This window comes from Gluconobacter cerevisiae (genome assembly GCF_015244675.1).
Classification (GTDB): domain Bacteria; phylum Pseudomonadota; class Alphaproteobacteria; order Acetobacterales; family Acetobacteraceae; genus Gluconobacter; species Gluconobacter cerevisiae.
The window spans coordinates 385100-407712 of sequence record NZ_JABCQO010000001.1; the positions used below are offsets into that span (position 1 = coordinate 385100).

27 protein-coding genes and 1 pseudogene are annotated in these 22613 nt (G+C 63.0%); 25 read left to right on the forward strand and 3 right to left on the reverse strand.

The window, feature by feature from the left end; genetic code table 11:
- Positions 1–2: 2 nt before the first annotated feature.
- From HKD21_RS01670 to HKD21_RS01720, 11 genes are all read left to right on the forward strand, one after another.
- Positions 3–254, forward strand: coding sequence for a helix-turn-helix transcriptional regulator (locus HKD21_RS01670; protein WP_010668883.1), 252 nt, complete (start codon positions 3–5; stop codon positions 252–254).
- Positions 251–1342, forward strand: a complete 1092-nt coding sequence (locus HKD21_RS01675) for a replication initiator protein A (RefSeq protein WP_018308126.1) — start codon at positions 251–253, stop codon at positions 1340–1342. The genes HKD21_RS01670 and HKD21_RS01675 overlap by 4 nt, the downstream gene beginning before the upstream one ends.
- A complete protein-coding gene (parA, locus tag HKD21_RS01680; protein WP_018308125.1) occupies positions 1339–1977 on the forward strand; it encodes a ParA family partition ATPase in 639 nt (212 codons plus the stop codon). The genes HKD21_RS01675 and parA overlap by 4 nt, the downstream gene beginning before the upstream one ends.
- Positions 1974–2717, forward strand: coding sequence for a DNA-methyltransferase (locus HKD21_RS01685; protein ID WP_018308124.1), 744 nt, complete (start codon positions 1974–1976; stop codon positions 2715–2717). Before parA ends, HKD21_RS01685 begins: the two co-directional genes overlap by 4 nt.
- Positions 2714–2956, forward strand: coding sequence for a ribbon-helix-helix protein (locus HKD21_RS01690; RefSeq protein WP_018308123.1), 243 nt, complete (start codon positions 2714–2716; stop codon positions 2954–2956). The genes HKD21_RS01685 and HKD21_RS01690 overlap by 4 nt, the downstream gene beginning before the upstream one ends.
- Entirely contained in the window at positions 2953–3453 is a 501-nt protein-coding gene (locus tag HKD21_RS01695; RefSeq protein ID WP_146893096.1) for a DUF2840 domain-containing protein, read from the forward strand. Before HKD21_RS01690 ends, HKD21_RS01695 begins: the two co-directional genes overlap by 4 nt.
- A complete protein-coding gene (locus HKD21_RS01700) occupies positions 3450–4007 on the forward strand; it encodes a S26 family signal peptidase (RefSeq protein WP_010666222.1) in 558 nt (185 codons plus the stop codon). The genes HKD21_RS01695 and HKD21_RS01700 overlap by 4 nt, the downstream gene beginning before the upstream one ends.
- A 1-nt stretch (position 4008) precedes the next feature.
- Positions 4009–4347, forward strand: a complete 339-nt coding sequence (locus HKD21_RS01705; protein ID WP_010666221.1) for a DUF736 domain-containing protein — start codon at positions 4009–4011, stop codon at positions 4345–4347.
- Between the two features lie 4 nt (positions 4348–4351).
- A complete protein-coding gene (locus tag HKD21_RS01710) occupies positions 4352–5023 on the forward strand; it encodes a lytic transglycosylase domain-containing protein (protein ID WP_010666220.1) in 672 nt (223 codons plus the stop codon).
- 294 nt (positions 5024–5317) lie between these two features.
- On the forward strand, positions 5318–7057 hold the full coding sequence (locus tag HKD21_RS01715; RefSeq protein ID WP_010666219.1) for a relaxase/mobilization nuclease domain-containing protein: 1740 nt from the start codon (positions 5318–5320) through the stop codon (positions 7055–7057).
- 238 nt (positions 7058–7295) lie between these two features.
- Positions 7296–7451, forward strand: coding sequence for a hypothetical protein (locus HKD21_RS01720; RefSeq protein ID WP_186812895.1), 156 nt, complete (start codon positions 7296–7298; stop codon positions 7449–7451).
- Between the two features lie 71 nt (positions 7452–7522).
- On the opposite strand, the gene HKD21_RS01725 is transcribed toward HKD21_RS01720, so the two are convergent.
- Both HKD21_RS01725 and HKD21_RS01730 read right to left on the reverse strand, forming a co-directional pair.
- The gene (locus HKD21_RS01725; protein WP_081107315.1) at positions 7523–7747 is read right to left on the reverse strand and encodes a GDCCVxC domain-containing (seleno)protein; all 225 of its coding nucleotides are present in this window, start codon (positions 7745–7747) and stop codon (positions 7523–7525) included.
- Positions 7740–8102 carry a mercuric reductase gene (locus HKD21_RS01730; RefSeq protein WP_062497130.1) on the reverse strand — a complete coding sequence of 121 codons (363 nt, stop codon included), beginning with the start codon at positions 8100–8102 and terminating at the stop codon, positions 7740–7742. The genes HKD21_RS01725 and HKD21_RS01730 overlap by 8 nt, the downstream gene beginning before the upstream one ends.
- Positions 8103–8171: 69 nt before the next feature.
- Here HKD21_RS01730 and HKD21_RS01735 point away from each other — a divergent pair, with 69 nt between their 5' ends.
- The 7 genes and pseudogenes from HKD21_RS01735 to HKD21_RS01760 all read left to right on the forward strand — a co-directional run bounded on the left by HKD21_RS01735 (position 8172) and on the right by HKD21_RS01760 (position 13403).
- Complete coding sequence (locus HKD21_RS01735; protein ID WP_062497128.1) at positions 8172–8603, forward strand: MerR family transcriptional regulator; 432 nt, start codon at positions 8172–8174, stop codon at positions 8601–8603.
- A gap of 427 nt (positions 8604–9030) precedes the next feature.
- Positions 9031–9372, forward strand: a complete 342-nt coding sequence (locus tag HKD21_RS01740) for an ArsR/SmtB family transcription factor (RefSeq protein ID WP_194253891.1) — start codon at positions 9031–9033, stop codon at positions 9370–9372.
- Between the two features lie 8 nt (positions 9373–9380).
- Positions 9381–9719 (forward strand): annotated as a pseudogene (locus tag HKD21_RS14345) (arsenate reductase ArsC); the annotation flags it as partial.
- A 141-nt stretch (positions 9720–9860) separates the two neighbouring features.
- Complete coding sequence (arsC, locus tag HKD21_RS14350; protein WP_231100611.1) at positions 9861–10298, forward strand: arsenate reductase (glutaredoxin); 438 nt, start codon at positions 9861–9863, stop codon at positions 10296–10298.
- Positions 10298–11593 (forward strand): arsenic transporter, encoded by a 1296-nt coding sequence (locus tag HKD21_RS01750; protein WP_062497122.1) that lies wholly within the window; start codon positions 10298–10300, stop codon positions 11591–11593. The genes arsC and HKD21_RS01750 overlap by 1 nt, the downstream gene beginning before the upstream one ends.
- A gap of 23 nt (positions 11594–11616) precedes the next feature.
- A complete protein-coding gene (arsH, locus tag HKD21_RS01755; RefSeq protein WP_062497199.1) occupies positions 11617–12315 on the forward strand; it encodes an arsenical resistance protein ArsH in 699 nt (232 codons plus the stop codon).
- An 8-nt stretch (positions 12316–12323) separates the two neighbouring features.
- Positions 12324–13403, forward strand: a complete 1080-nt coding sequence (locus tag HKD21_RS01760) for an ArsO family NAD(P)H-dependent flavin-containing monooxygenase (protein ID WP_062497120.1) — start codon at positions 12324–12326, stop codon at positions 13401–13403.
- Between the two features lie 132 nt (positions 13404–13535).
- Here the strand turns inward: HKD21_RS01760 and HKD21_RS01765 are convergent, their stop codons facing one another.
- On the reverse strand, positions 13536–13952 hold the full coding sequence (locus HKD21_RS01765; RefSeq protein ID WP_062497118.1) for a hypothetical protein: 417 nt from the start codon (positions 13950–13952) through the stop codon (positions 13536–13538).
- Between the two features lie 1309 nt (positions 13953–15261).
- Between HKD21_RS01765 and HKD21_RS01770 the strand changes: the two genes are divergently transcribed.
- The 7 genes from HKD21_RS01770 (at position 15262) to trbJ (ending at position 22611) form a co-directional block, all read left to right on the forward strand.
- Positions 15262–17253, forward strand: a complete 1992-nt coding sequence (locus HKD21_RS01770; RefSeq protein ID WP_146892499.1) for a conjugal transfer protein TraG — start codon at positions 15262–15264, stop codon at positions 17251–17253.
- 7 nt (positions 17254–17260) lie between these two features.
- On the forward strand, positions 17261–17707 hold the full coding sequence (locus HKD21_RS01775; protein ID WP_023979799.1) for a hypothetical protein: 447 nt from the start codon (positions 17261–17263) through the stop codon (positions 17705–17707).
- Positions 17708–17901: 194 nt separating this feature from the next.
- A complete protein-coding gene (gene trbB, locus HKD21_RS01780) occupies positions 17902–18831 on the forward strand; it encodes a P-type conjugative transfer ATPase TrbB (protein ID WP_031241578.1) in 930 nt (309 codons plus the stop codon).
- Entirely contained in the window at positions 18828–19160 is a 333-nt protein-coding gene (locus tag HKD21_RS01785) for a TrbC/VirB2 family type IV secretion system protein (RefSeq protein WP_035444205.1), read from the forward strand. Before trbB ends, HKD21_RS01785 begins: the two co-directional genes overlap by 4 nt.
- Positions 19160–19435, forward strand: coding sequence for a VirB3 family type IV secretion system protein (locus tag HKD21_RS01790; protein WP_110912912.1), 276 nt, complete (start codon positions 19160–19162; stop codon positions 19433–19435). Before HKD21_RS01785 ends, HKD21_RS01790 begins: the two co-directional genes overlap by 1 nt.
- A gap of 12 nt (positions 19436–19447) precedes the next feature.
- Positions 19448–21880 (forward strand): conjugal transfer protein TrbE, encoded by a 2433-nt coding sequence (trbE, locus tag HKD21_RS01795; protein ID WP_110912913.1) that lies wholly within the window; start codon positions 19448–19450, stop codon positions 21878–21880.
- A gap of 23 nt (positions 21881–21903) precedes the next feature.
- Positions 21904–22611 (forward strand): P-type conjugative transfer protein TrbJ, encoded by a 708-nt coding sequence (gene trbJ / locus HKD21_RS01800; RefSeq protein ID WP_194254090.1) that lies wholly within the window; start codon positions 21904–21906, stop codon positions 22609–22611.
- Positions 22612–22613: the final 2 nt, after the last annotated feature.

Here is a 22613-nt window from a genome sequence, read left to right on the forward strand (position 1 = left end):
TCATGCTCAACAGACCCACGCCCTCACCGGCGCGCTATCTGCGCACCCATGAGGCTGCGCAAATTCTCGGACTTTCGCCGCGCACACTGGAAAAATATCGCTGCCACGGTACAGGACCGACGTTCCGCAAGCTTGGTGGTCGCGTCGTCTATCTGATCGATGACCTCGACGTATGGGCAGCCGCCGGTGCGTGCAAATCCACCTCCGACCCGAATTATGACGCGGCGCGTGCCGCCGGGCATGACCCACGATGAATGCCGCGCCGGGTATTCCGCGTTCCAGGCGCGCAAGCGAACGCAACAGGCTCGACCCGTTCGTGGTCTCCGGCGGGGATGCCAGCCCGCGCGATCAGCGCGACCTGATGGAGCGACCGTTCTTCTCGCTCGCGAAGACAAAGCGCACGGTGCCGATCTTCTATGAAGCCGGTGACGTCCGTGTCGAAGTCTTCGGCATGCCCGACCATGGCATGGCGACGATCTGGGACGCCGATGTGCTGATCTGGGCCGCCAGCCAGATCGTCGAGGCGGAAAATCTTGGTCTTACGACATCGCGCTTCCTGCGCTTCACGCCCTATCAGCTTCTGAGCAGTATCGGGCGTCAGACGGGAGCGCGGGATTATGGGCTACTCAAGGCGGCACTGACCCGGCTCCAGTCCACCGTGGTCGCCACTACGATCCGCAACGGCCAGAACTGGCGCCGTCAGCAGTTCTCCTGGATCACCGAATGGGAGATCTGTGCCAGCCAGACGGGCCGCGCCGCTGGTGTCGAGATCGTCATTCCCGAATGGTTCTATCGCGGCGTGATCGACCGCTCGCTCGTGCTTGCCATCGACCCGGCCTATTTCCGCCTCACCGGCGGCATCGAACGCTGGCTCTATCGCATCGCCCGCAAGCATGCTGGCCGCCAGCGTGCGGGCTGGACCTTCGAGATCGCCCATCTGCATGCGAAATCCGGCAGCCTGGTGCGTGTCTCGGATTTCGCCATCCAGATCCGGCATATCGCCGCCCGCCAGTCGTTGCCCGGCTATCGCCTGGGCATCGAGCGCGACGGCGCGCGCGAATTGCTCCGCATCCTGCCGGCCGACTTATCCACAATTCCTGTGGATAACCATGTGAATGGTATCGGGATTTCACACGCAACCCTTATCGGGACATCACACGCAGGACTATCGGGACTTCGCACGCACGAATCGCAGCTAAGTCTTTGGCCTGAAACGGCGATTCCGGCCCTTAACTTATCTAACTTAGAATCTAACTCTTATGTTGATGGGGCGGGCCGCCTTGCGGATAACGGCCCTGGTCCCTCCGTTTCCGGCCCAAAAGCACGCGGAGACGGGCCATGATCGTGGCCCTCCTCAACCAGAAGGGCGGCGTCGGCAAGACGACGCTGGCGCTGCATCTCGCGGGCCAATGGGCTCGGGAAGGCCGGCGCGTGACGGTCATCGATGCCGACCCGCAGGGCTCGGCGCTGGACTGGTCGGCGCAGCGCGCACGAGAGGGACTGCCCCGCCTGTTCGGCGTGATCGGCCTGGCGCGCGACACGCTGCATCACGAGGCGCCGGAACTGGCTCAGGGGGTGGATCACGTCGTCATCGACGGTCCGCCTCGGGTGGCGGCGCTGCTGCGCTCCGCCCTGCTGGCGGCCGATCTGGTGCTGATCCCGGTGCAGCCTTCGCCGTTCGACGGCTGGGCCTCGGCCGAAATGCTGCGGCTGCTGGCGGAAGCGCGGCTCTTCCGTCCCGGTCTGCTGGCCCGTTTCGTGCTGAACCGCTGCGCCGCGCGCACGGTGATCGCCCGCGAAACCCGGCTGGCGCTGGTGGGGCATGAGCCGGCGGCGCTGGCAGCGCGGATCGGCCAGCGGGTCGCGTTCGCCGACATGGCGCGCACCGGCCGCTTGGTCTGCGACTTGCGCCCGCAGGGGATTGCCGCCCGCGAAATCGCCGCACTGACAGCCGAGATTGGGGGGCTGGTGTCATGACCCTGCTGACCGGCGACAGCGCGCTCCTGATGCCCTGGCACGGCCCCTACGACATGATCCTGGTCGATCCCCCCTATGGCGATACGTCGCTCGCATGGGACCGGCGCATAGCGGATTGGCCCGGCAAGGCGCTCGCTGCCCTGAAACCCAGCGGCTCGCTCTGGGTTTTCGGCTCCCTGCGGAGTTTCCTTGCATCCAACGCGGCATTTCGGAATGCGGGCTGGAAATATGCCCAGGAACTGGTCTGGGAGAAGCAGAACGGTTCCAGCTTCCATGCCGATCGGTTCCGGCGCGTGCATGAACTGATCGTCCAGTTCTATCGCGACGATACGCCCTGGCGCGCCGTCTACAACGTGGTTCCGACCACGTCCGACGCACGGGCACGCACGGTACGACGGAAACACCGGCCGCCCCACATGGGTCGGATCGATGCCGGTCGTTACGTCAGCGAGGACGGTGGCCCGCGCCTGATGCGCTCCGTGATTCCGGTCCGTAATACGCATGGCCGGGCCATCCACCCGACCGAGAAGCCGGTGGCGTTGCTGGAGATCCTGATCCGCACGAGCTGCCCACCGGGTGGCCTGGTGGGCGACTGGTTCGCCGGCTCGGGGGCTGCTGGCGTCGCCTGTCGGCTCGCCGGTCGGCGCTATGTCGGCTGCGAGATCGATCCTGTCATGGCGCAGAAAGCGCGCGACCGTATCGCGTCCGTGCTGCCGCTCGGCGAGGGAATATCGCCATGACAGAGCGTCGCACGCTACCCGGCTTCGCGTCGCGCCCCGCCGACCCGGAACGCTGGGTCAAGGCGCCGGACAAGCCTGCGGCTGCCAACCACTTCACCGCCCGGCTGACCATCGACGTCACGCCGGCGCTGCGCGCCCGCATCAAGGTCGCGGCGTTCCAGCGCGGCATGACCGTCGCCGACATGCTGCGCGCGCTGCTCGCCCGTGAGTTCCCTGACAATCCCGGAGACGTGCCATGAACGGACGATTTTCTACGCCGCCGCATCGCCGCGCGGCGTCGCTGACCCATGTCGAACTGACCTGGATCGAGAAGCGTATCGAGCACTGGTTGCGCTTCGGCCACCGCGTTGACGAACAGATCCTTGATGGTCGCCGCCGCATTTCCAGTTTCGCGCCGGGCAGCATCTTCGCCTTCGTTCGCTGGGCGTCGAACGATCTGGGAGCCACGGTCTCCCGCGTGGACATCGTACGGGCGGTGGAGGCAGGAAGCCCGTTCCAGACCCTCCCGTTTGTGCGTCCCGGTGGCGAAATCCTGCTGCGTGTCGATAGCTGGCCGAGGGTCGAGCGCGTACTCCGGGCGATCGACGTTATTGACGCGCTGGGCATCGACCCGGCGGATGCCGCACCCGAATACTGGCGGCATCTCCACCATCGCATCAGTGCCGGACATGAGCCCCGCAGCTACACGCGTGAGCAGCAGTCAGCATGGCTCAAGCGACGGCAGGTGACGTCATGACCCGGCGTGGCTGGTTCTTCGCCACCTATTTCGCGGTGCTCGGCGTGGGCATTTCACTGGCCGTGCATCCTATGCCCCGGCTGATCTGGAATGAGACGGCGAGCGTGCCAATCGGACTTTATCGGCTGCATACGGACCTTTCGCCGCATGTCGGCGATCTGGTCGCTGTCCGTCTGCCCGAGCGCGCGGCGACGCTGCTGGCGACGCGCGGCTACCTCCCTCTCGGTGTGCCCCTGCTCAAACCTGTAGCGGCCATCGCAGGGCAGTCCGTTTGCCGTACCGGACAACGCATCACCATCGACGGAAAATTCGCTGGCGACGCGCAATCCGTCGATCACCGTGGCCGCCCGCTGCCCGTCTGGCAGGGCTGCCAACACCTCGATCCCGGCCAGGTCTTCGTCATGAACCCGGCCGAACCACGCAGTCTCGACGGTCGATATTTCGGCGTGCTGTCCCTCTCCACCGTCATCGGCCGTGCCACCCCGGTCTGGCGTCCATCCGGGAGCGGCCAGGCCGTCGCCTCATCCTCCAATCCATCCTCGAAAGGACAATAAGATGGCACAGATCGGTCTTTTCACCCGCACCAAAACCGGCTTTGCCGGGCGCATCCGCACCCTCACCGTGACGCAGGATCTTATCCTCATTCCGGCCGATTTTTCTGATGCCGAACATGCTCCGGATTATCGCGTCCATCTCACCGACGCGGACGGCCCGGAGGTCGGCGCAGGCTGGAAACGCACCGGCGAGAGGGCTGGTGAATACATCGCCGTAGCCCTCGACGATCCCGCCTTCACGCAGCCGATCCGGGCCAATCTCTTCCGCACCGCCGACGACCGCGCGGTCTGGGTGCTGAACTGGACGCGCCCGTCAAAGCGCGCCGAACGGGGAGATTGAGACGATGCGACGCGCCTTCTTCCTCGCTGTCGGCATCACCGCGATCGGCGTATTGGCTGCTGCCGACCAGACACGGGCTGCGTCGGTTTCGACACTCGCCGGCACCGATCCTTTTGCTGCCCAGATCGCTGAGGCAGTCCGCCGTTTCGACGTTCCGACCGCCTGGATAAGGGCGGTGATGCGTGCTGAGAGCGGCGGCGACACCAGCGCGATTTCGTCAAAAGGCGCGGTCGGACTCATGCAGATCATGCCCACGACCTGGGCCAACCTGCGTGTCCGTTACGGGCTGGGAAGTGATCCATTCGATGTGCATGACAACATTCTCGCGGGTGCTGCGTACCTGCGCGAGATGCACGATCGCTACGGCTCACCGGGATTTCTCGCAGCCTATAATGCCGGACCGGGACGCTACGAGGACTTCCGCGATCGGCATCGCCCGTTGCCGCCCGAAACACTCGCCTATGTCGCCGGTCTTCTGCCTCTTCTCGGCCAGAACGGTGACACAATACCGCTTCTGGCGGTGCATCCCGATCCCCTGGCATGGAGGCGCGCGCCGATCTTTATCGCACTCGCGAACGATGCGTCTGCCAACATCACCGCACGCGATCTGTCGCCTATTGCACCGCACTCCGCTGGCCTGTTCGTGACGGTTTCTGACAGGGAGCCGGCACCATGACCATGCCGAATCCGCCTCTGCTTACCGCCCATTCGCAGCCGGTCGCAGGTCAGCGCATCATCGTGGTCTGGCGTGGTCCAGCGTTTCTCATGAGGGATCGTAGCAGGGATCAGGGGGCGCACTGGGTCTGGGCAAAGAAGAGGCGAGATAAAAGGGCGCACATTGCGCCTCGGTTGGGGTGTTGGTTTTCCAGCGTTTTTACCTTTCCTACACAATGTTTCTCTCTCTCCTCCAATGTTTTCCGACCCTACTTTTCCTTGTTGCACCGGCCTTTTTCGCACATTCGGGGCGCCAATGGCCCGCGAGAATGATTTCCAGCCCCGTCTGGGCCGCATCCGCTCGCCGCGCGCCCAGCGGCTCAAGCCCTTCGTCGCCCAGGCCCTCGCCTCGGCCCAGCGTGCCGGAGGCGGTGGGTTCCGATCGGGCCGCAGCGGCGGCGGTTCCCGCTCGTCCTTCGGGCGTGGCCGCGTCGCAGCAGCCAGGGCCAATCGTCTGCTGACCAGCCGTGCCCGCCGCGTGACCGTCAAGGCCCGTGTCGTGCGCCACAGCGGGCGCAAGGCGCCACTCGCCGCCCATCTGCGTTACCTGCGCCGGGAAGGGGTCACGAAGGACGGCGAAAAGGCGCGGCTCTTCGGTCCTGGCATCGACGATGCTGACCCGAAGGCGTTCGCCGAGCGCTGCGAGGACGACCGTCACCATTTCCGTTTCATCGTCTCACCCGAGGACGCGCCCGACATGGCCGACCTCAAGGGCTATGCCCGCGAGCTGGTCGGGCAGATGGAGAAAGACCTCGGCACAAAACTGGACTGGGTGGGGGTGGACCACTGGAACACCCAGCACCCCCATGTCCATATCCTCGTGCGCGGCGTGGCCGAAGATGGCAGCGATCTCGTGATCTCCCGCGATTACATCCGCGAGGGCCTGCGCGCCCGCGCCCAGGATCTGGTGACGCAGGAACTCGGGCCGCGCAATGACGTCGAAATTCACCGCGCACTCGAACGCCAGGTCGATGCCGAGCACTGGACCCAGCTTGACCGGCAACTTGCCCGCGACGCGGGCCGCAACGGCATCATCGACATGGCGCCAGCGCCGGATCGGCAGCCTGATCCGTTCGAGGCCCTGAAGGTCGGGCGCCTGCGCAGCCTGGAAGGGCTTGGCCTCGCCCATCAGGTCGGTCAGGGACAATGGATGCTGGATGAATCCGCCGAGGTGACGCTCCGCGAACTCGGGGAGCGCGGCGACATCATCAAGCGTATCCACCGCTCCCTGACCGAGCGCGGCATCGAGCGGAGCGCGTCGAGCTATGTGCTGGGGGGTGAAAGCCTTGATGTTCCCGTCATCGGCAGGCTGGTCGATCGCGGGCTGGACGATGAACTGAAAGGCACTGCCTACGCCGTCATCGACGGGGTGGATGGCCGCACGCATCATATCCGCTTTCCCGATCTCGATGCGACCGGTGATGGCAGCATGGGATCGGTTGTGGAGCTTCGCGCCTTCGATGACAGGAAAGGGCAGCGTCGCGTTGCTCTGGCTGTTCGTTCTGACCTGTCGATTGAGGATCAGGTGACGGCGCGAGGGGCCACCTGGCTCGACCGGCAAGCAGTGGCGCGCGATCCCGCGGCGCTAGGCCAGAGTGGCTTCGGTGCCGAAGTGCGCGAGGCGATGGAGCGGCGGACCGAGCAACTGATTGAGCAGGGTCTTGCCGAACGTCGGACGCAGGGGGTGGTCCTTGCGCGCAACCTGATCGGGAAACTCAGGGACCGCGAGGTCCGGGAAGTCGGAGAGCAGCTCGCCGGCGAGACAGGCCGGGCGTTCAGCCAGTCGGCCTCGGGTGAGTATGTCACCGGCACGTATCGTCAACGCATGACGTTGGCCTCCGGCCGCTATGCGATGATCGATGATGGGCTCCAGTTCCAGCTTGTACCATGGACTCCGTCGCTGGAGAAGCAGCGGGGCCAGCACGTCTCCGGCGTCGCACGCGACGATGGCGGGATCGACTGGAGCTTCACCCGGAACCGGGGGCTCGGACTGTAGTCGTCGTAGCGATAAGGACAGTTAAATTCCCCTGGATTGAAGATAGACGCGCCGAGGGACAGGAAGTTGCTGGCGACATATCCTGACAGTCCAGTCCCAAACGGCGGTCGGAAGAAAAAATCATCGCTGCCACCGGCCCTGCCCAAAAAGCCCCATGAACCTCCCGCGAGGCGGGGGTGGGCGACGAGAGCGAGCCGAGAGGCCCGCAGAAGCGGCGGGCTGCACCCGCAGGGGCGAAATGGAATGGAGCAGCGTGACGAAGCCGGGCTTGCAGCGCGCTGTGGCGGGCCACTTCCCCGATCAGGGTCGCCAGACAACCGTCGAGCACGCCACGCTCGATCCAGCGATAATAACTCCGCTTGGGCATCGCGACCGCGATGATGGTGCTGGCTGACGTTGTTGTGGCCCAGGATCAAGCTGATTGCGGTTGAGGTGCTACGCCGCTGATTTGCGGTGGCTTGCCAATCAACGGCAGCAGCTATCCTTGCCGTCGGCCTGGACCGGCGGACACGACACGGTTCCATAGGAACAAAATACGCAGCAATCGCCCGGCTTGGGCTTGAGCACCATACCGCAACCCTTGCAGTCGTAGAAGAACTGGCACGCATTGGTCGGCATGGTCTCGGTCGCCTGATGCCCACAATGTGGACAGGTGAGCGTGGAGCGCAGTTCGATCGCGGCGTCAGGCATAACGGTAGCCAAGATAGAGCAGCACGACGCCGACCAGCAGGCCAGCAAAGGTGAATATCCGGACCGCCGGCGGCGTGCAGACACCGTCCGGTCCGCAACGCGATGCCGCAACCTGCTGCCGCCCGAGCAAGACCGCACCGAACAGGAGGAACAGCGCGCCGACGATCAGAAGCGGCGTGCGGAAGGGCGCAGTTGCGACCGCGATGCCGGAAAGCCAGGCGACGCCGAGTCCGGCTGACGTGAGCAGGATCGGGAGCGCGCAACACGAGGCGACGGCGAATGCCGCCGCAATCCCGCCGAGTGTGAGGGAGGCGGCACCGATACCCTTGGGGCGGGGTTGAAGAGGTTGCGACATACGAATCCTTGTGCGTGACCGAACCGAGCGATACCATCTGTAGCAACTACAGACTCAAGCGGAATCTTCATGCCGGCTTCAGAAACGATACCGATCGGCGAACTCTCACGCCAAACCGGCTGCAACATCGAGACGATCCGCTATTATGAGCGGATCGGCGTGCTTCCTGTCCCGATCCGACGCGGGCGTTATCGCCATTACGGTGCAGGCGACGTGCGCCGTCTGAGCTTCGTTCGCCGAGCCCGTGAACTCGGCTTCTCGATCGAGGCGATCCGGACGTTTTTGACGCTGGCTGAGGGTGGCGCGCAGTCGTGCCAGCAAGCGCACGATCTGGCAAAGGACCATCTGGCAGAAGTGCGCTCGAAGCTTGCCGACCTCGAACGGATGGCGAGCGTGCTGACGAGGGCGGTGCAGGCCTGCGAACGCGGCGACAATAGCGGCTGCCCGCTGCTCGAAACCCTCGCCGAGGTGACCCCGTCAGCCGCACCCTCAGACGGCTGAACGCACCTCATACCAGAGTCGCGTGCGCTTCACGAGTCCAACGACCGAAAGCATAACCGGGACCTCGACGAGCACACCCACGACGATCGCGAGCGCAGCGCCCGAGCCCAGGCCGAACAGGCTGATCGCGGCAGCGACGGCCAGCCCGAAAACGTTGGACGCACCGATCAACGCGGCGGGTGCAGCGACGCACCCGATCGGCGATCATGGCAGGCAAAGGCCCAAGCTTGACGGCGGCATCGTCGAGCGTCCGTGTGATGCGCGGTCCCGCCGGCCCGCCATCAGTGGAATAGAGAATGATGAATGGCCGATGTCGGGAAAGCAGCCAGTCGGAAATCGGCAATGACGCTGAGCAATCCGGCGACAGGAACGGTCCATCGGGCGAAAGGGGTTTGACAATATTCCATATATCCGTGAGTAAGGATATATGGATACCGAATCGAGCCTATCAGTCCTGAGCGCACTGTCGCAATCCACGCGACTGGAAATCTTCCGCCTGCTGGTGCGCCACGAACCGGACGGGCTGCCGGCCGGAGACGTCGCGCGGCATCTCAATGTCCCGCAGAACACGATCTCGGCCCATCTCGCCACCCTGACGCGGGCTGGCCTGCTGACCTCGCAGCGCCATAGCCGTGTGATTGTCTATCGTGCCTGCCTGCCGCGCCTGCGGGAACTGATGCTGTTTCTCGTCAAGGACTGCTGCGGGCGAAGCCCCGAACTCTGTGAGCCACTGGTTGCAGAACTGTCCTCCTGCTGCCCATCCGAGTGAGCCCCCCAATGACCGATCGCGTCTTCAATGTCTTGTTTCTGTGTACGGGTAATTCCGCACGTTCAATCTTGGCCGAGAGCATCCTGCGCAAGGATGGTGCCGGCCATTTCAGAGTCTTCTCCGCCGGAAGCCATCCCAAGGGGCAGGTCAATCCTCTCGCCTTGAAAGTACTGACGAGCTTCGACTACCCGACCGAGGGGCTGCGTTCCAAGCCCTGGGATGAGTTCGCTGTTGCGAACGCTCCCGTTATGGATTTCGTTTTTACCGTCTGCGATGACGCCGCAGGAGAAGTCTGTCCGGTATGGCCAGGAAAACCCATCACGGCCCATTGGGGCATTCCCGATCCGAGTAGTGTTTCGGGAACCGATGCCGACCGGGAACGCGCGTTCGTCTCGGCGTTCAAGGGTCTGAAGAATCGTATTTCCCTGCTTGTCGCGTTGCCGATCGCCAAGCTTGAGACTGCCAGTCTGGTGACGAAATTGCGCGACATTGGCACCGAGACAACCGGCGTTACGATCTATCACAACCCGGATTGCGGCACATCGCGCAATACACTTGCCCTGATCCGCAATGCGGGGATCGAGCCGACCATCATCGAATACCTCAAAACTCCGCCATCGCGCGCCGAACTGGTCAGTCTCATCACGCGCATGGGAATCTCGGTTCGCGATCTCCTGCGGCGCAAGGGCACGCCCTATGATGCGCTTGGCCTCGACAATCCATCCCTGACCGATGACGACCTGATCGACGCCATGATGGCGCATCCAATCCTGATGAACCGGCCGATCGTCGTCACCCCGCTCGGTGTTGCGCTCTGCCGTCCGTCCGAGGCGGTACTGGACATCCTGCCCAACCCGCAGCGAGGCGCTTTCGTCAAAGAGGACGGCGAGAAGATCGTCGATGAATCCGGAAAGCGGATCTCCTGATGCTGGCTCTTCTGCTTTTCGTTGCCACGCTGGTTTTTGTCATCTGGCAGCCTCGGGGGCTGGGCATCGGCTGGAGCGCCATGACAGGTGCCGCCGTGGCCCTGGCGGCTGGCGTGATCCACTGGCACGACATTCCTGTCGTCTGGCACATCGTCTGGGACGCGACCTTCACCTTTATCGCGCTGATCGTCATCTCGCTGTTGCTGGATGAGGCCGGGTTCTTCCATTGGGCCGCCCTGCACGTCGTGCGCTGGGGCAAGGGGCGAGGCCGGACGCTGTTCCCGCTGATCGTGGTGCTGGGAGCGGCCATTGCGGCTGTGTTCGCCAATGACGGCGCGGCCTTGCTGCTCACGCCCATTGTCATCGCCATCCTCACGCAGCTTCGCCTCAGTCCTGCTGCGGCGCTGGCCTTTATTATCGCCACTGGCTTCGTCGCGGATACCACCAGCCTGCCGCTTGTCATCTCCAACCTGGTGAACATCGTCAGCGCCAATTTCTTTGGCATTGCGTTCGATCGCTATGCCGCGATCATGGTCCCTGTCGATCTGGTGGCGCTGGGCGCGACGCTGGCGGTGCTTTGGCTGCGGTACCGGCGGCAGGTACCGGCGACTTATCCCGTGGCCGAACTCCCCGCCCCGGCCACGGCGATCCGGGATCATGCCGTGTTCCGCGCCGCGTTCCCATTGCTGGCGCTGGTCCTGGCCGCGTATTTCCTGACCGCCCCGTTCCATATCCCAGTCTGCATCGTGGCAGGTCTTGCGGCTGGGGCTCTCCTGATCGTCGCCGGGCGGGGACACGTCATTCCGGTCCGTACAGTGCTGCGCGGCGCGCCGTGGCAGATCGTGATCTTCTCGCTGGGCATGTATCTGGTGGTGTATGGCCTGCGCAATGCCGGGCTGACTGACTATCTCGCGACCGCGCTGGTCTGGCTCGGCCATCAGGGAACATTCACGGCCACGATCGGCACCGGCTTTCTGGCGGCCCTTCTCTCGTCGGTCATGAACAACATGCCGAGCGTGCTGGTGGGGGCGCTGGCGATCCAGCAGGCTCACGACATCACACCGCTGACTCGCGACCTGATGGTCTATGCCAATGTCATCGGCTGTGACCTCGGCCCCAAATTCACCCCGATCGGCAGTCTCGCCACGTTGCTATGGCTGCATGTGCTGGCATCCAAGAAGCATCGGGTCACATGGGGGCAGTATATGAAAGTCGGACTGGCGATCACCCCGCCTGTCCTGCTGGTCACGCTCGCGGCGTTGGCCCTGTGGCTGCCCTGGATCAGCCACCTGTAATGCACGAATGGACCGATATCACAATGACTGAACCTGACTTGCCGGCCCTCCACCCCGAATATCTTGAACGGGTCGATCTCGCGCGGCTGGAACCGCAACCGCGTGTGGACCATCCGCCGCGTATCCTTCTGCTCTTCGGCTCTTTGCGTCCCCGATCCTTCAGCCGGTTGCTGGTGCTTGAGGCAGAACGCATCCTGAAGGTGCTGGGGGCCGAGACACGGGTGTTCGACCCGACCGGCCTGCCGGTAGCGGATTCCGTGCCTGCGACCCATCCGAAAGTGCAGGAACTGCGGGACCTCTCAATCTGGTCGGAAGGCCAGGTCTGGTGCAGCCCTGAACGGCACGGCAACATGACGGCAGTATTCAAAAACCAGATCGACTGGTTGCCCCTCACCGAAGGCTCGATCCGCCCGACGCAGGGCCGCACGCTGGCGGTCATGCAGGTCTCGGGCGGATCGCAGAGCTTCAATTCCGTCAATGCCCTGCGGGTGCTGGGCCGGTGGATGCGGATGTTTACCATCCCCAACCAGTCCAGCGTGCCAATGGCCTATACGCAGTTCGGTGACGATGACCGGATGAAGCCGTCCCCCCTCTATGACCGGATGGTGGATGTCATGGAAGAGTTGGTGAAGTTCACATGGCTTTTGCGCGACCGGGCCGACTACCTCGTGGATCGCTACAGTGAACGCAAGGCGGAATTTCGTCTCCCGGAAAGTCTGTGAGCCGGGCAATGGCGGAACCGTTCGATGTCGTGATCGTGGGCGGCGGTCAGGCAGCGCTCGCCGCGTCCTATTTCCTGCGCCGGACCGGGCTGACCTACGTCATTCTGGACAACGGGACGCAGGCGGGAGGGGCATGGGTCCACGGCTGGGACTCCCTGCATCTGTTTTCACCCGCGTCCTACAGTTCACTGCCCGGCTGGCCGATGCCCGACACGCCCGATGGCAGCTACCCCACCCGCGACGAGGTGCTGGACTATCTGTACCGGTATGAGGCGCGCTATGCGCCGCCGATCCACCGCCCCGTATCGGTCGATCGCGTGGAGCGCGCGGAAGGAAAACTCCTGAATGTCCGGACGAACACAGGTGATTTCCTCAGCCGTGCGGTTATCGGGGCGACCGGTACGTGGTCAGCCCCTTTCATTCCCGATGTCGCGGGGCATGACCTCTTTGGCGGGACGCAACTCCATTCCAGCCATTACCGGAATGCCGCGCCCTTTGCTGGCCGGCGTGTGCTTGTGGTGGGAGGCGGCAATTCCGGGGCGCAGATCCTGGCGGAGATGTCGCTTGTCGCCCAGGCAACATGGGTCACGCTGCATGACCCCGTCTTCCTGCCCGATGACGTGGATGGACGGGTTCTGTTCGAGCGGGCGACCGCTCGCGTTCTCGGCGGCCCGTCGGCCATGCCTGCCGGCGGTTTTGGCGATATCGTCATGGTACCACCTGTGCGCGCCGCCATGGAGCGAGGCGTGCTCCACGCGGTGCGCCCGTTTGTACGTATGACCGCAACGGGCGTCGTCTGGCCCGACGGGCGGGAAGAAGCCATCGACGCGATCATCTGGTGTACCGGCTTCCGACCCGCGCTCTCCGCATTTGCGCCGCTCGACGTGATCGAGCCGGACGGGCTGATTCGCGTTAACGGACAGCAGGCCGTCAGGGAGCCACGTCTCTGGCTGCTGGGTTATGGATCCTGGTGCGGCCCCGCATGCGCCACTCTGCTGGGGGCAGGCCGCGTCGCACGATCTATGGTCAGGCAACTGGCGGCCTGGCTTGCGTCGCCGACACAGGATGTCCGATTAACGAAGAACTGAATGGATATTCCGGCGGCCGGGGCGCGACTACGACCGTCCGTTTGCCGCGCGCAGCGGCCAGCATAGAACTTGCTATCAACCACGAACTTTAGGCACTTCACACGATCCGATATCCCTGCGGATAAAGAAATCTCACGCGACGACTGTCGTTTTATTCTGATTGTTCGTATCGTACTCTGCGAGAGTGCTGCGCAATGCCTTGAGGGACGCAACCGTATCTTTCACATCGCCGATGCCGTTCGTTTCCTGATAGTTGATCATTGTATCAAGCAAGGAATAGGCATTGAGATTGCCGGTGGATGACTGGCGAAGCTGGCCGCCATTGACGCCTTGGAGTGCCCATCCGTCCAGTAGTGAGAGTTCACCGCTTTGACGGAGAGTAATTTTCCCCTGATCATAAAGTTCTGCATTCACGTCTTGCAGGTTCGATGCGGAAATGTTGCTGAAGTCAAGGGACGAAGATTGCAGAATTCCTGTCTTTTCTGTTGCGGCTCCTGATGAGGATTGTGTCGCATTGCCGATAATCGAAGATATGCCGCTGATGCGCATTTTCAGTCCTTTCCCATGGAGAGACAGAGGCCGAAGACCTCACCTGCATGATGTCCGATGTTCTCTTCTGTCTATGTCATTTCACCGTTGTCGCCAACCATGGCGTTTGAATCCCACACTAACCTTCCTGTGCGGTAGATGTCGGTCCGTCAGGATCCGGCCGATCATCAGTAATTTCAAAATCTGTACACGCGTTCGATCCATGAAGAAGACATAGAAGTGCATCAGGAACGGCCTCATTGATAATGCTGCCAAACCGCGCGCGAAGATGCTGTTTTATCCAGAATTTGACTATCTGATCCTCAGAATCGATGTCCATCTCCGAATACTTTCTATGACCGTTCAGTGAATTAAGTCACGGTCCTGCGGCCCCAACGTCGTGAGGTGATCCACGATATTTCGTACATTCATCCAGAATTGCGCGCTGTCTCTATGACCCGCCTCAACACATCGCAACACATGCGCATGAGCTTTGTTCCACGCTCCACTCCATCCGAAGGAACGGATCAAGGCGTCTGCCATGTCTGACGCACAACACGCATTGGAAATTTCGTCATCTTTTTCTATCGCCAATCCGCTCTCCGCCTCGCACGACATGACGACGACGGAAGCGAATTGAGGGCGTGACTCCCCGTTACCCGCCTGGCGTCGGGCGGGTCGAAAGGTGTTTTGCACTGGGCGTAGCCACCTCCTGCCTATTCCCCTGCTGAGAACAGCCAAGGCTGTTCACCGCAGGACCATAGGTCCGGGTGTTCTATTCGGCAGGCCACCCGACATAGGAGGCCGCCCAGTTGCAAAAAGCGTTTCGACACGCCGATTTCAGAATAACACATGGGATATCCCCGTGTCACCCTCCGTAAGCACACGTGCGCACAGCACCTTCGCGATGTATATCCGTCAATTCAACAAGAATTTTGGAAACCAACAGAGTATTGGTTAATGAAGTCGCAGCATTTCAGGCGCCGGCCAACACGGCCTTCACAAGGCACAGCACTCTGTTATTCTTTCCCAGAGAAATGAAAAGTCTCTTTGTACAATAATACTATGATTTTTCACATATTTTCCATCCGAAGGCAGGCTGCGCTGCCGATCGTCCATTCCTCATTGTCATTGCCGTCACCGTGCTTTTGAAGCTCAGCCCTATGTCCGAATCGCCTGCTACCGGTGTGTCCCAGGATCGGCTGGGCGGACCTTGTCCGCACAGCGCAAGTATTTTTTCGCTCTGGTTTGCCCGGCTGCGAACAACGCTTAAAAGCACTTGAACGCAGGAATCCGCCGTTCCTTCCTCCTCTAAAAGGGAGGGCTCCCGATGTCGGGCACCAAGATTCTTTGGGGGCAGATCATCGTCGTCTTGGCGATCATCCTGCTGACCATGTGGGCTGCGACCGAATGGATCGCTTGGAAGCTGGCCTTCCAGGCCGAACTCGGGCGACCCTGGTTCATAATCCTGCGGTTTCCATTCTACTTGCCGCCCGCGTTCTTCTGGTGGTGGTATGCGTATGACGCCTATGCGCCGGAGGTCTTCGCACGGGGTGCCTATATCGCCGCGTCGGGCGGCATCCTGGCTGCGCTTACTGCGATCGGCCTCTCGGTCTGGCGGGCGCGCGAGGCGAAGCGGATCGAGACATATGGCTCGGCCCGTTGGGCTGACGCCAAGGAGATCGCCCAGGCCGGTTTGCTTGACCCCGACGGCGTGGTACTAGGCCGCTATCGTCGAGAGTACCTGCGGCATGACGGGCCAGAGCACGTCCTGACCTTTGCACCAACGCGCAGCGGCAAGGGTGTCGGCATGGTCATCCCCACGCTCCTGACCTGGCCCGGTTCGGCCATCGTCCACGACATCAAGGGTGAGAACTGGGAACTGACGGCGGGATTCCGCGCCCGTTTCGGCCACGTCGTGCTGTTCGATCCAACCAATGCAGCCTCCGCGGCCTACAACCCGTTGCTGGAGATCCGGCGTGGGGAGTGGGAAGTCCGTGATGCCCAGAACGTCGCCGATATCCTCGTCGACCCGGAGGGCAGCCTGGAGAAGCGCAACCATTGGGAGAAGACTTCGCACTCCCTGCTGGTCGGCGCCATCCTGCACGTCCTCTACGCCGAGCCCGACAAGACCCTGGCCGGTGTCGCCAATTTCCTGTCGGACCCGAAGCGCCCCATCGCCACCACGCTGTCAGCGATGATGCGGACGAAGCATCTCGGTGACGCCGGTCCGCATCCCGTCGTGGCCTCGGCCGCGCGCGAGTTGCTGAACAAATCCCCCAACGAACGCTCGGGTGTGCTGTCCACCGCCATGTCCTTCCTCGGCCTCTATCGCGATCCAGTGGTCGCGGAAGTGACGCGGCGCTGCGAATGGCGCATCGCCGACATTGTCGGCGCCGATCGCCCGGTGACGCTCTACCTGACCGTGCCGCCGTCGGACATCAGCCGCACCAAGCCACTGATCCGTCTGGTGCTGAACCAGATCGGCCGGCGCCTGACGGAAGACCTTGATGCCGCGGCGCGGCGGCGACGTGTGCTGCTGATGCTCGACGAATTCCCGGCCCTCGGGCGGCTGGATTTCTTTGAATCGGCGCTGGCCTTCATGGCGGGCTACCGGATCAAGAGCTTCCTGATCGCCCAGTCCCTCAACCAGATCGAGCGGGCCTACGGGCCGAACAATTCGATCCTCGACAACTGTCATGTCCGGGTGAGCTTCGCCACCAACGACGAACGGACGGCAAAACGTGTCTCCGACGCGCTCGGGACCGCCACCGAGATGAAGGCGATGAAGAACTACGCGGGCCACCGTCTTTCGCCCTGGCTGGGCCATCTGATGGTTTCGCGCTCGGAGACGGCACGCCCGCTGCTGACGGCGGGAGAAGTCATGCAGCTCCCGCCAGCGGATGAGATCGTCATGGCCTCCGGCCTCTATCCGATCCGTGCGAAGAAGGCCCGTTACTTCGAGGATGCGCGCTTCCAGGAACGCATTCTGCCGCCGCCAAAGCCTACGCCCCCGAAGGATGGGTGCCCGGACGACTGGAGTAGCCGTCCCCTGCCGCCCAGGCCGCCGGCACCCGATGCGGCGGCCGAAACGCGGACAGGGGACGATGAGGAAGAAGACCCGAAGCAGTCCGCCCGACGCCATCAGCCCGAACTGGACGAAGGCACTGTCGAGAAAAAGGAGCCGATGGAGAACGAGTTCACGCCCGATCCGGTCGATGAGTTCGACGACATCGCGCCCCGCAACAACCGGATGAACGATCTCAGGCGCGGCATCGCCCGGCAGGCGTCGCTCGACCGTGGCGATGAGCTTGGACTGTGAGGCAGACATGGCGATACCGAAAAAGAAGGCCCAGATCTCCGTCTATCTCGATCCCGATGTGATGAAGACCCTGTCTGCCTATGCCGCGCGACGCGCTCAGCCGATGTCGCTGATCGTCGAGGCCGCCGTTGCTTCCTTCCTCTCGCCCGACGGGGAAGAGCGCCGCGAGGCTGCTACATCGAAGCGCCTCGACCGGCAGGACCGACGTCTCGCGCGGCTGGAGCGCGATATCGGCATCACGGTGGAGACACTAGCGCTGTTCATCCGTTTCTGGCTGACCACGACCCCGCCGCTGCCCGAACCGGCCGCGAAGGCGGCGCGCGCGCAGGCCGGGGTGCGCTACGATAATTTTGTCGCCGCCCTCGGCCGTAGGCTGGCCCAGGGGCCAAGACTCCAGCAGGAAATCCCGGAGGATGTTTTGGACCCCGGCGCACGGGATGAACCGGAGGCGTAAAATCCGCACCCCGCAAGTATTTTTGCCCTGTGTTTCGCCGCCGTTCTACGACCTCTGAATTCTTGTTGAAACGCGCTGTTTCCAGCCTTTCTTAATGATCCCCGTCGCTGTTCGTCCGTCGCGTGCGGCCCATACGGGGGAAGGTCATGTCGGTTTCCGTCATCCATGAAGGGGCCAGAGTGCGCGGCGTGTCCATGCTGCGCACAGCGATGGGGCCGGCGATTGCCCGGCACCTTGCCGATCCCTCTGTGGTCGAGGTCATGCTTAATCCCGATGGGCGGCTGTGGATCGATCGGCTGTCAGAGGGCATGGCCAACACGGGCGAAACCATCACACCTGCCGACGCCGAGCGCATCGTGCGTCTGGTTGCACACCACGTCGGGGCTGAGGTGCATGAGGGTGCGCCCCGTGTCTCGGCCGAGTTGCCAACCGGCGAACGGTTCGAGGGATTGCTGCCGCCCGTGGTGACGGCCCCCAGTTTCGCGATCCGCAAGCCCGCCGTCGCGGTGTTCACCCTCGATGACTATGTCGCCGCCGGGATCATGACAGAAGGGCTGGCGGTGTCTCTGCGCCGCGCTGTTTCGGAACGGAAGAACATCCTGGTCGCAGGCGGCACATCCACGGGCAAGACCACGCTGGTCAACGCCCTGCTGGCCGAGGTCGCGAAAACCGGCGATCGCGTCGTCCTGATCGAGGACACGCGCGAGTTGCAATGCATGGCGCCCAATCTCATTGCCCTGCGGACCCGCGAAGGGGTCATCACGCTGTCGGATCTCGTCCGGTCCGGTCTGCGCCTGCGTCCCGACCGTATTCCCATCGGTGAGGTGCGTGGTGCCGAAGCCCTTGATCTGGTCAAGGCATGGGGCACCGGCCATCCGGGCGGCATCGGTACGCTGCATGCGGGATCAGTGCTCGCCGCTCTCTACCGTCTCGAACAACTGATCCAGGAAGCGGTGGTAACGGTGCCACGCGCCATGATCGCGGACACCATCGACGTGATCGCTGTCCTGTCCGGGCGAGGCAATGCCCGCCGGCTCTCCGAACTCGCCACCGTGGACGGGCTCGATCCCGCCACCGGCGCCTATCGCATTCATCCCTTCCAGAATTCGGGAGATTCCCAATGACCCATGCCATAATCCGCGTGCGTCGGCACGCGCCCGCCATTTCCGCCATGTTGCTGCTTTCGGTCGCATGGTGTTCCTCGGCCCTGGCGTCCGGGTCGGACATGCCGTGGGAAACGCCCCTGAACGAGATCCTGCAATCCGTGCAGGGACCGGTCGCCAAGATTATCTCGGTGATCATCATCACGGTCACGGGTCTGACCCTGGCGTTCGGGGAAACATCGGGTGGGTTCCGCCGCCTGATCCAGATCGTCTTCGGCCTGTCGATCGCTTTTGCGGCGTCCAGCTTCTTCCTGTCGTTCTTCTCCTTCTCGGGCGGGGCGCTGATCTGATGGCGGGATACGACGATGACGCGGTGCCGGGCTTTCATGTCCCGGTGCATCGCTCCCTGACCGACCCGATCCTGTTGGGTGGCGCTCCCCGTGCCGTGGCCATCGCCAATGGCACGCTGGCGGCGGCCATAACACTCGGCCTGCGTCTCTGGCTGATCGGGGCCGCCTTCTGGATCGTCGGCCACGGGCTGGCGCTCTGGGGCGCGAAACGCGATCCGCTGTTCATCGAGGTCGGGCGGCGGCATCTCCGCTATCCCGCCTGGCTGCGGGCATAGGGGAGATCGGCCATGATGTCCCTTGGCGAGTACCGTAATCGCAGTGCCCTTCTATCTGATTTCCTGCCCTGGGCCGCGCTGGTCGAAAAGGGTGTGGTCCTGAACAAGGACGGCAGTTTCCAGCGCACGGCGCGCATCCGTGGCCCCGATATGGACAGCGCCACGCCCGCCGAACTGGTCGGTGTCACCGCACGGCTCAACAGTAATCTCCGCCGTCTGGGCTCCGGATGGGCGGTGTTCGTCGAGGCGCAGCGCGTCCCGGCCACACTCTATCCCGAGAGCGATTTTCCGGATGCCGCCTCGCACATGGTCGATCTGGAACGGCGTGAGCAGTTCGAGGATGAGGGCGCACATTTCGTGAGCCGGTATTTTCTGACCCTTGTCTGGCTGCCACCGGCGGAATCATCTGATCGCGCTGCCCGGTTCCTGTTCGAGGGCAGGGAGCGCGAAGGGCCGGACCCACACGGCATGCTCCATGCGTTCGTGGATCGCTCCGACCGGATGCTGGCGTTGCTGGACGGTTTCATGCCCGAGGCCACCTGGCTCAATGACGGTGAGACGCTGACCTATTTACATTCGACCATTTCGACGCGGAACCAGCGTGTCCGGGTGCCGGAAATCCCTATGCATCTTGACGCGCTGCTGGTCGATCAGCCGCTTTCGGGCGGGTTGGAGCCAAAACTCGGCGATGCCTTCCTGAAAACGCTGACGATCACCGGTTTCCCGTCGCGGACCTTTCCCGGAATCCTGGATGACCTGAACCGGCTGGCGATGCCCTATCGCTGGTCCACCCGCGCGATCCTGCTGGACAAGACGGATGCGACGAAAGTGCTGATAAAAATCCGTCGCCAGTGGTTCGCAAAGCGCAAGAGCATTACGGCGATTGTTCGGGAGGTGATGACCAACGAGGCGTCGGTTCTGGTGGATAACGACGCCGCCAACAAGGCGGCGGATGCGGACCTTGCCTTGCAGTCCCTCGGTGCTGATGACGTCGGGCAGGCCTACATCACCGCCACGGTAACGGTCTGGGATGGTTCCGCTTCCATCGCTACAGAAAAACTCCGTTTGGTCGAAAAGATCATCCAGGGCCGCGACTTCACTTGCATGGCGGAAAGCCTCAACGCCGTGGAGGCATGGCTCGGCTCTCTTCCCGGCCATATCTATGCCAATGTGCGCCAGCCACCCGTCTCGACGTTGAACCTGGCGCATATGATTCCGCTGTCAGCGGTGTGGGCTGGACCGGAGCGCGACACCCACTTCAACGCCCCGCCTCTTTTCTACGGCAGGACGGCGGGCGCTACACCGTTTCGTTTCTCGCTCCATGTCGGCGATGTCGGCCACACGCTGATCGCAGGACCGACAGGAGCTGGCAAATCTGTCCTGCTAGCGCTGATGGCGCTCCAGTTCCGGCGTTATGCGGGATCGCAGATTTTTGCCTTCGATTTCGGCGGGTCCATGCGTGCGGCGACGATGGCGATGGACGGGGACTGGCACGATCTTGGAGGCGGGCTGACGGACGAGGGCGATGGGCATTCCGCCGTTTCCCTTCAGCCGCTGGCACAGATTGACGATCCCGACGAGCGCAAATGGGCCAGTGAATGGCTGGGGCAGATCCTTGTCGGTGAAGGGGTAACGCTGACCCCCGAGGTGAAGTCTCACCTCTGGTCGGCGCTGAATTCCCTGGCATCGTCGCCTGTGCCGGAACGTACATTGTCCGGGCTGGTAGCACTGCTTCAATCCAACGCTTTGAAGCAGGCTCTGGCCCCATACTGCCTCGGTGGTCCTTATGGCCGCCTGCTCGATGCAGACGCCGAACGTCTGGGTGACGCCGATGTCGTGGTGTTCGAGACCGAAGGGCTGATCGGCTCCAGCGCGGCATCATTCGTTCTGTCGTACCTGTTCCACCGCATCGAAGGGCGACTGGACGGGAGGCCGACGCTGCTGGTCATCGACGAAGGCTGGCTGGTGCTGGATGACGGGGACTTTGCCGGCCAGCTCCGAGAGTGGCTAAAGACGCTGCGCAAGAAGAACGCATCGGTGATTTTCGCCACCCAGTCGCTGTCCGATATCGCCAATTCCCGCATTGCGCCTGCCGTGGTGGAAAGCTGCCCGACCCGGATCTTCCTGCCCAACGAACGGGCGATCGAGCCACAGATCGCGGCCATCTATCGCGACTTCGGGCTGAATGACCGGCAGATCGCCATCATCGCCCGCGCGGCATCCAAGCGGGAATATTACTGCCAGACCCAGCGGGGGAACCGGCTGTTCGAACTGGGGCTCGGCCCTGTCGCCCTGGCGCTGTGCGCGGCCTCCGGCAAGGACGACCACAGGCTGATCGATCGGGTGCTGGCGGAGCACGGGCGGGTTGGGTTCCTGCCCGCCTGGTTCGAGGCGCGTGATGTCATGTGGGCGGCTGATCTTCTGCGGGAAGGGGAGGTGCCGTGAGATATCGTCTGATTCCTGTCGTTATGGTCGTTGCTTTTACGGTTTCTGCTTCTCAATCCGCCCATGCCCAATGGGCGGTGTATGATGGCGCGAACCATGTCGAGAACGTGCTGATCGCGGCGCGCACGCTCCAGCAGATCGACAACCAGATCACGTCACTGGCCAATCAGGCGCAGATGCTGGTCAATCAGGGTCGCAATCTGGCGAGCCTCCCGCTTTCGACACTGTCGACGCTGCAATCGACGATTTCCCAGACGACGGCGTTGCTCGCGCAGGCGCAGAATATCGCATACAGCGTCCAGTCCGTTGAGCAGCAGTACCAGCAGTCATACACATCGTTATCGTCAGGCATGTCAGACTGCGCCCTGTTCAGTCAGGCGCAGACGCGGTGGCAGAATTCCGTGGGTGGGTTCGAGGATGCCCTGAAGCTTCAGGCGCGGGTGGTAGGAAATATCCCGAGCGACAGCTCGGCCATGACGCAACTGGTCTCGGCGAGCCAGAGTTCGGCCGGGGCGCTACAGGCCGCACAGGCGGGAAACCAGCTTCTCGCGCTTCAGTCTCGCCAGCTTTCCGACATCCAGGCCGAACTCGCGGCTAATGGCCGGGCCGCGGACCTCGAACGGGCGCGACAGGCGGCGAACGAGGCCGGTGCGGAAGCCCAATATCAGCATTTCTCGCAGTATGACGCCTATGTTCCCCAGGCCGTCGCCATCCCAAGTTCTGGATATTGAGC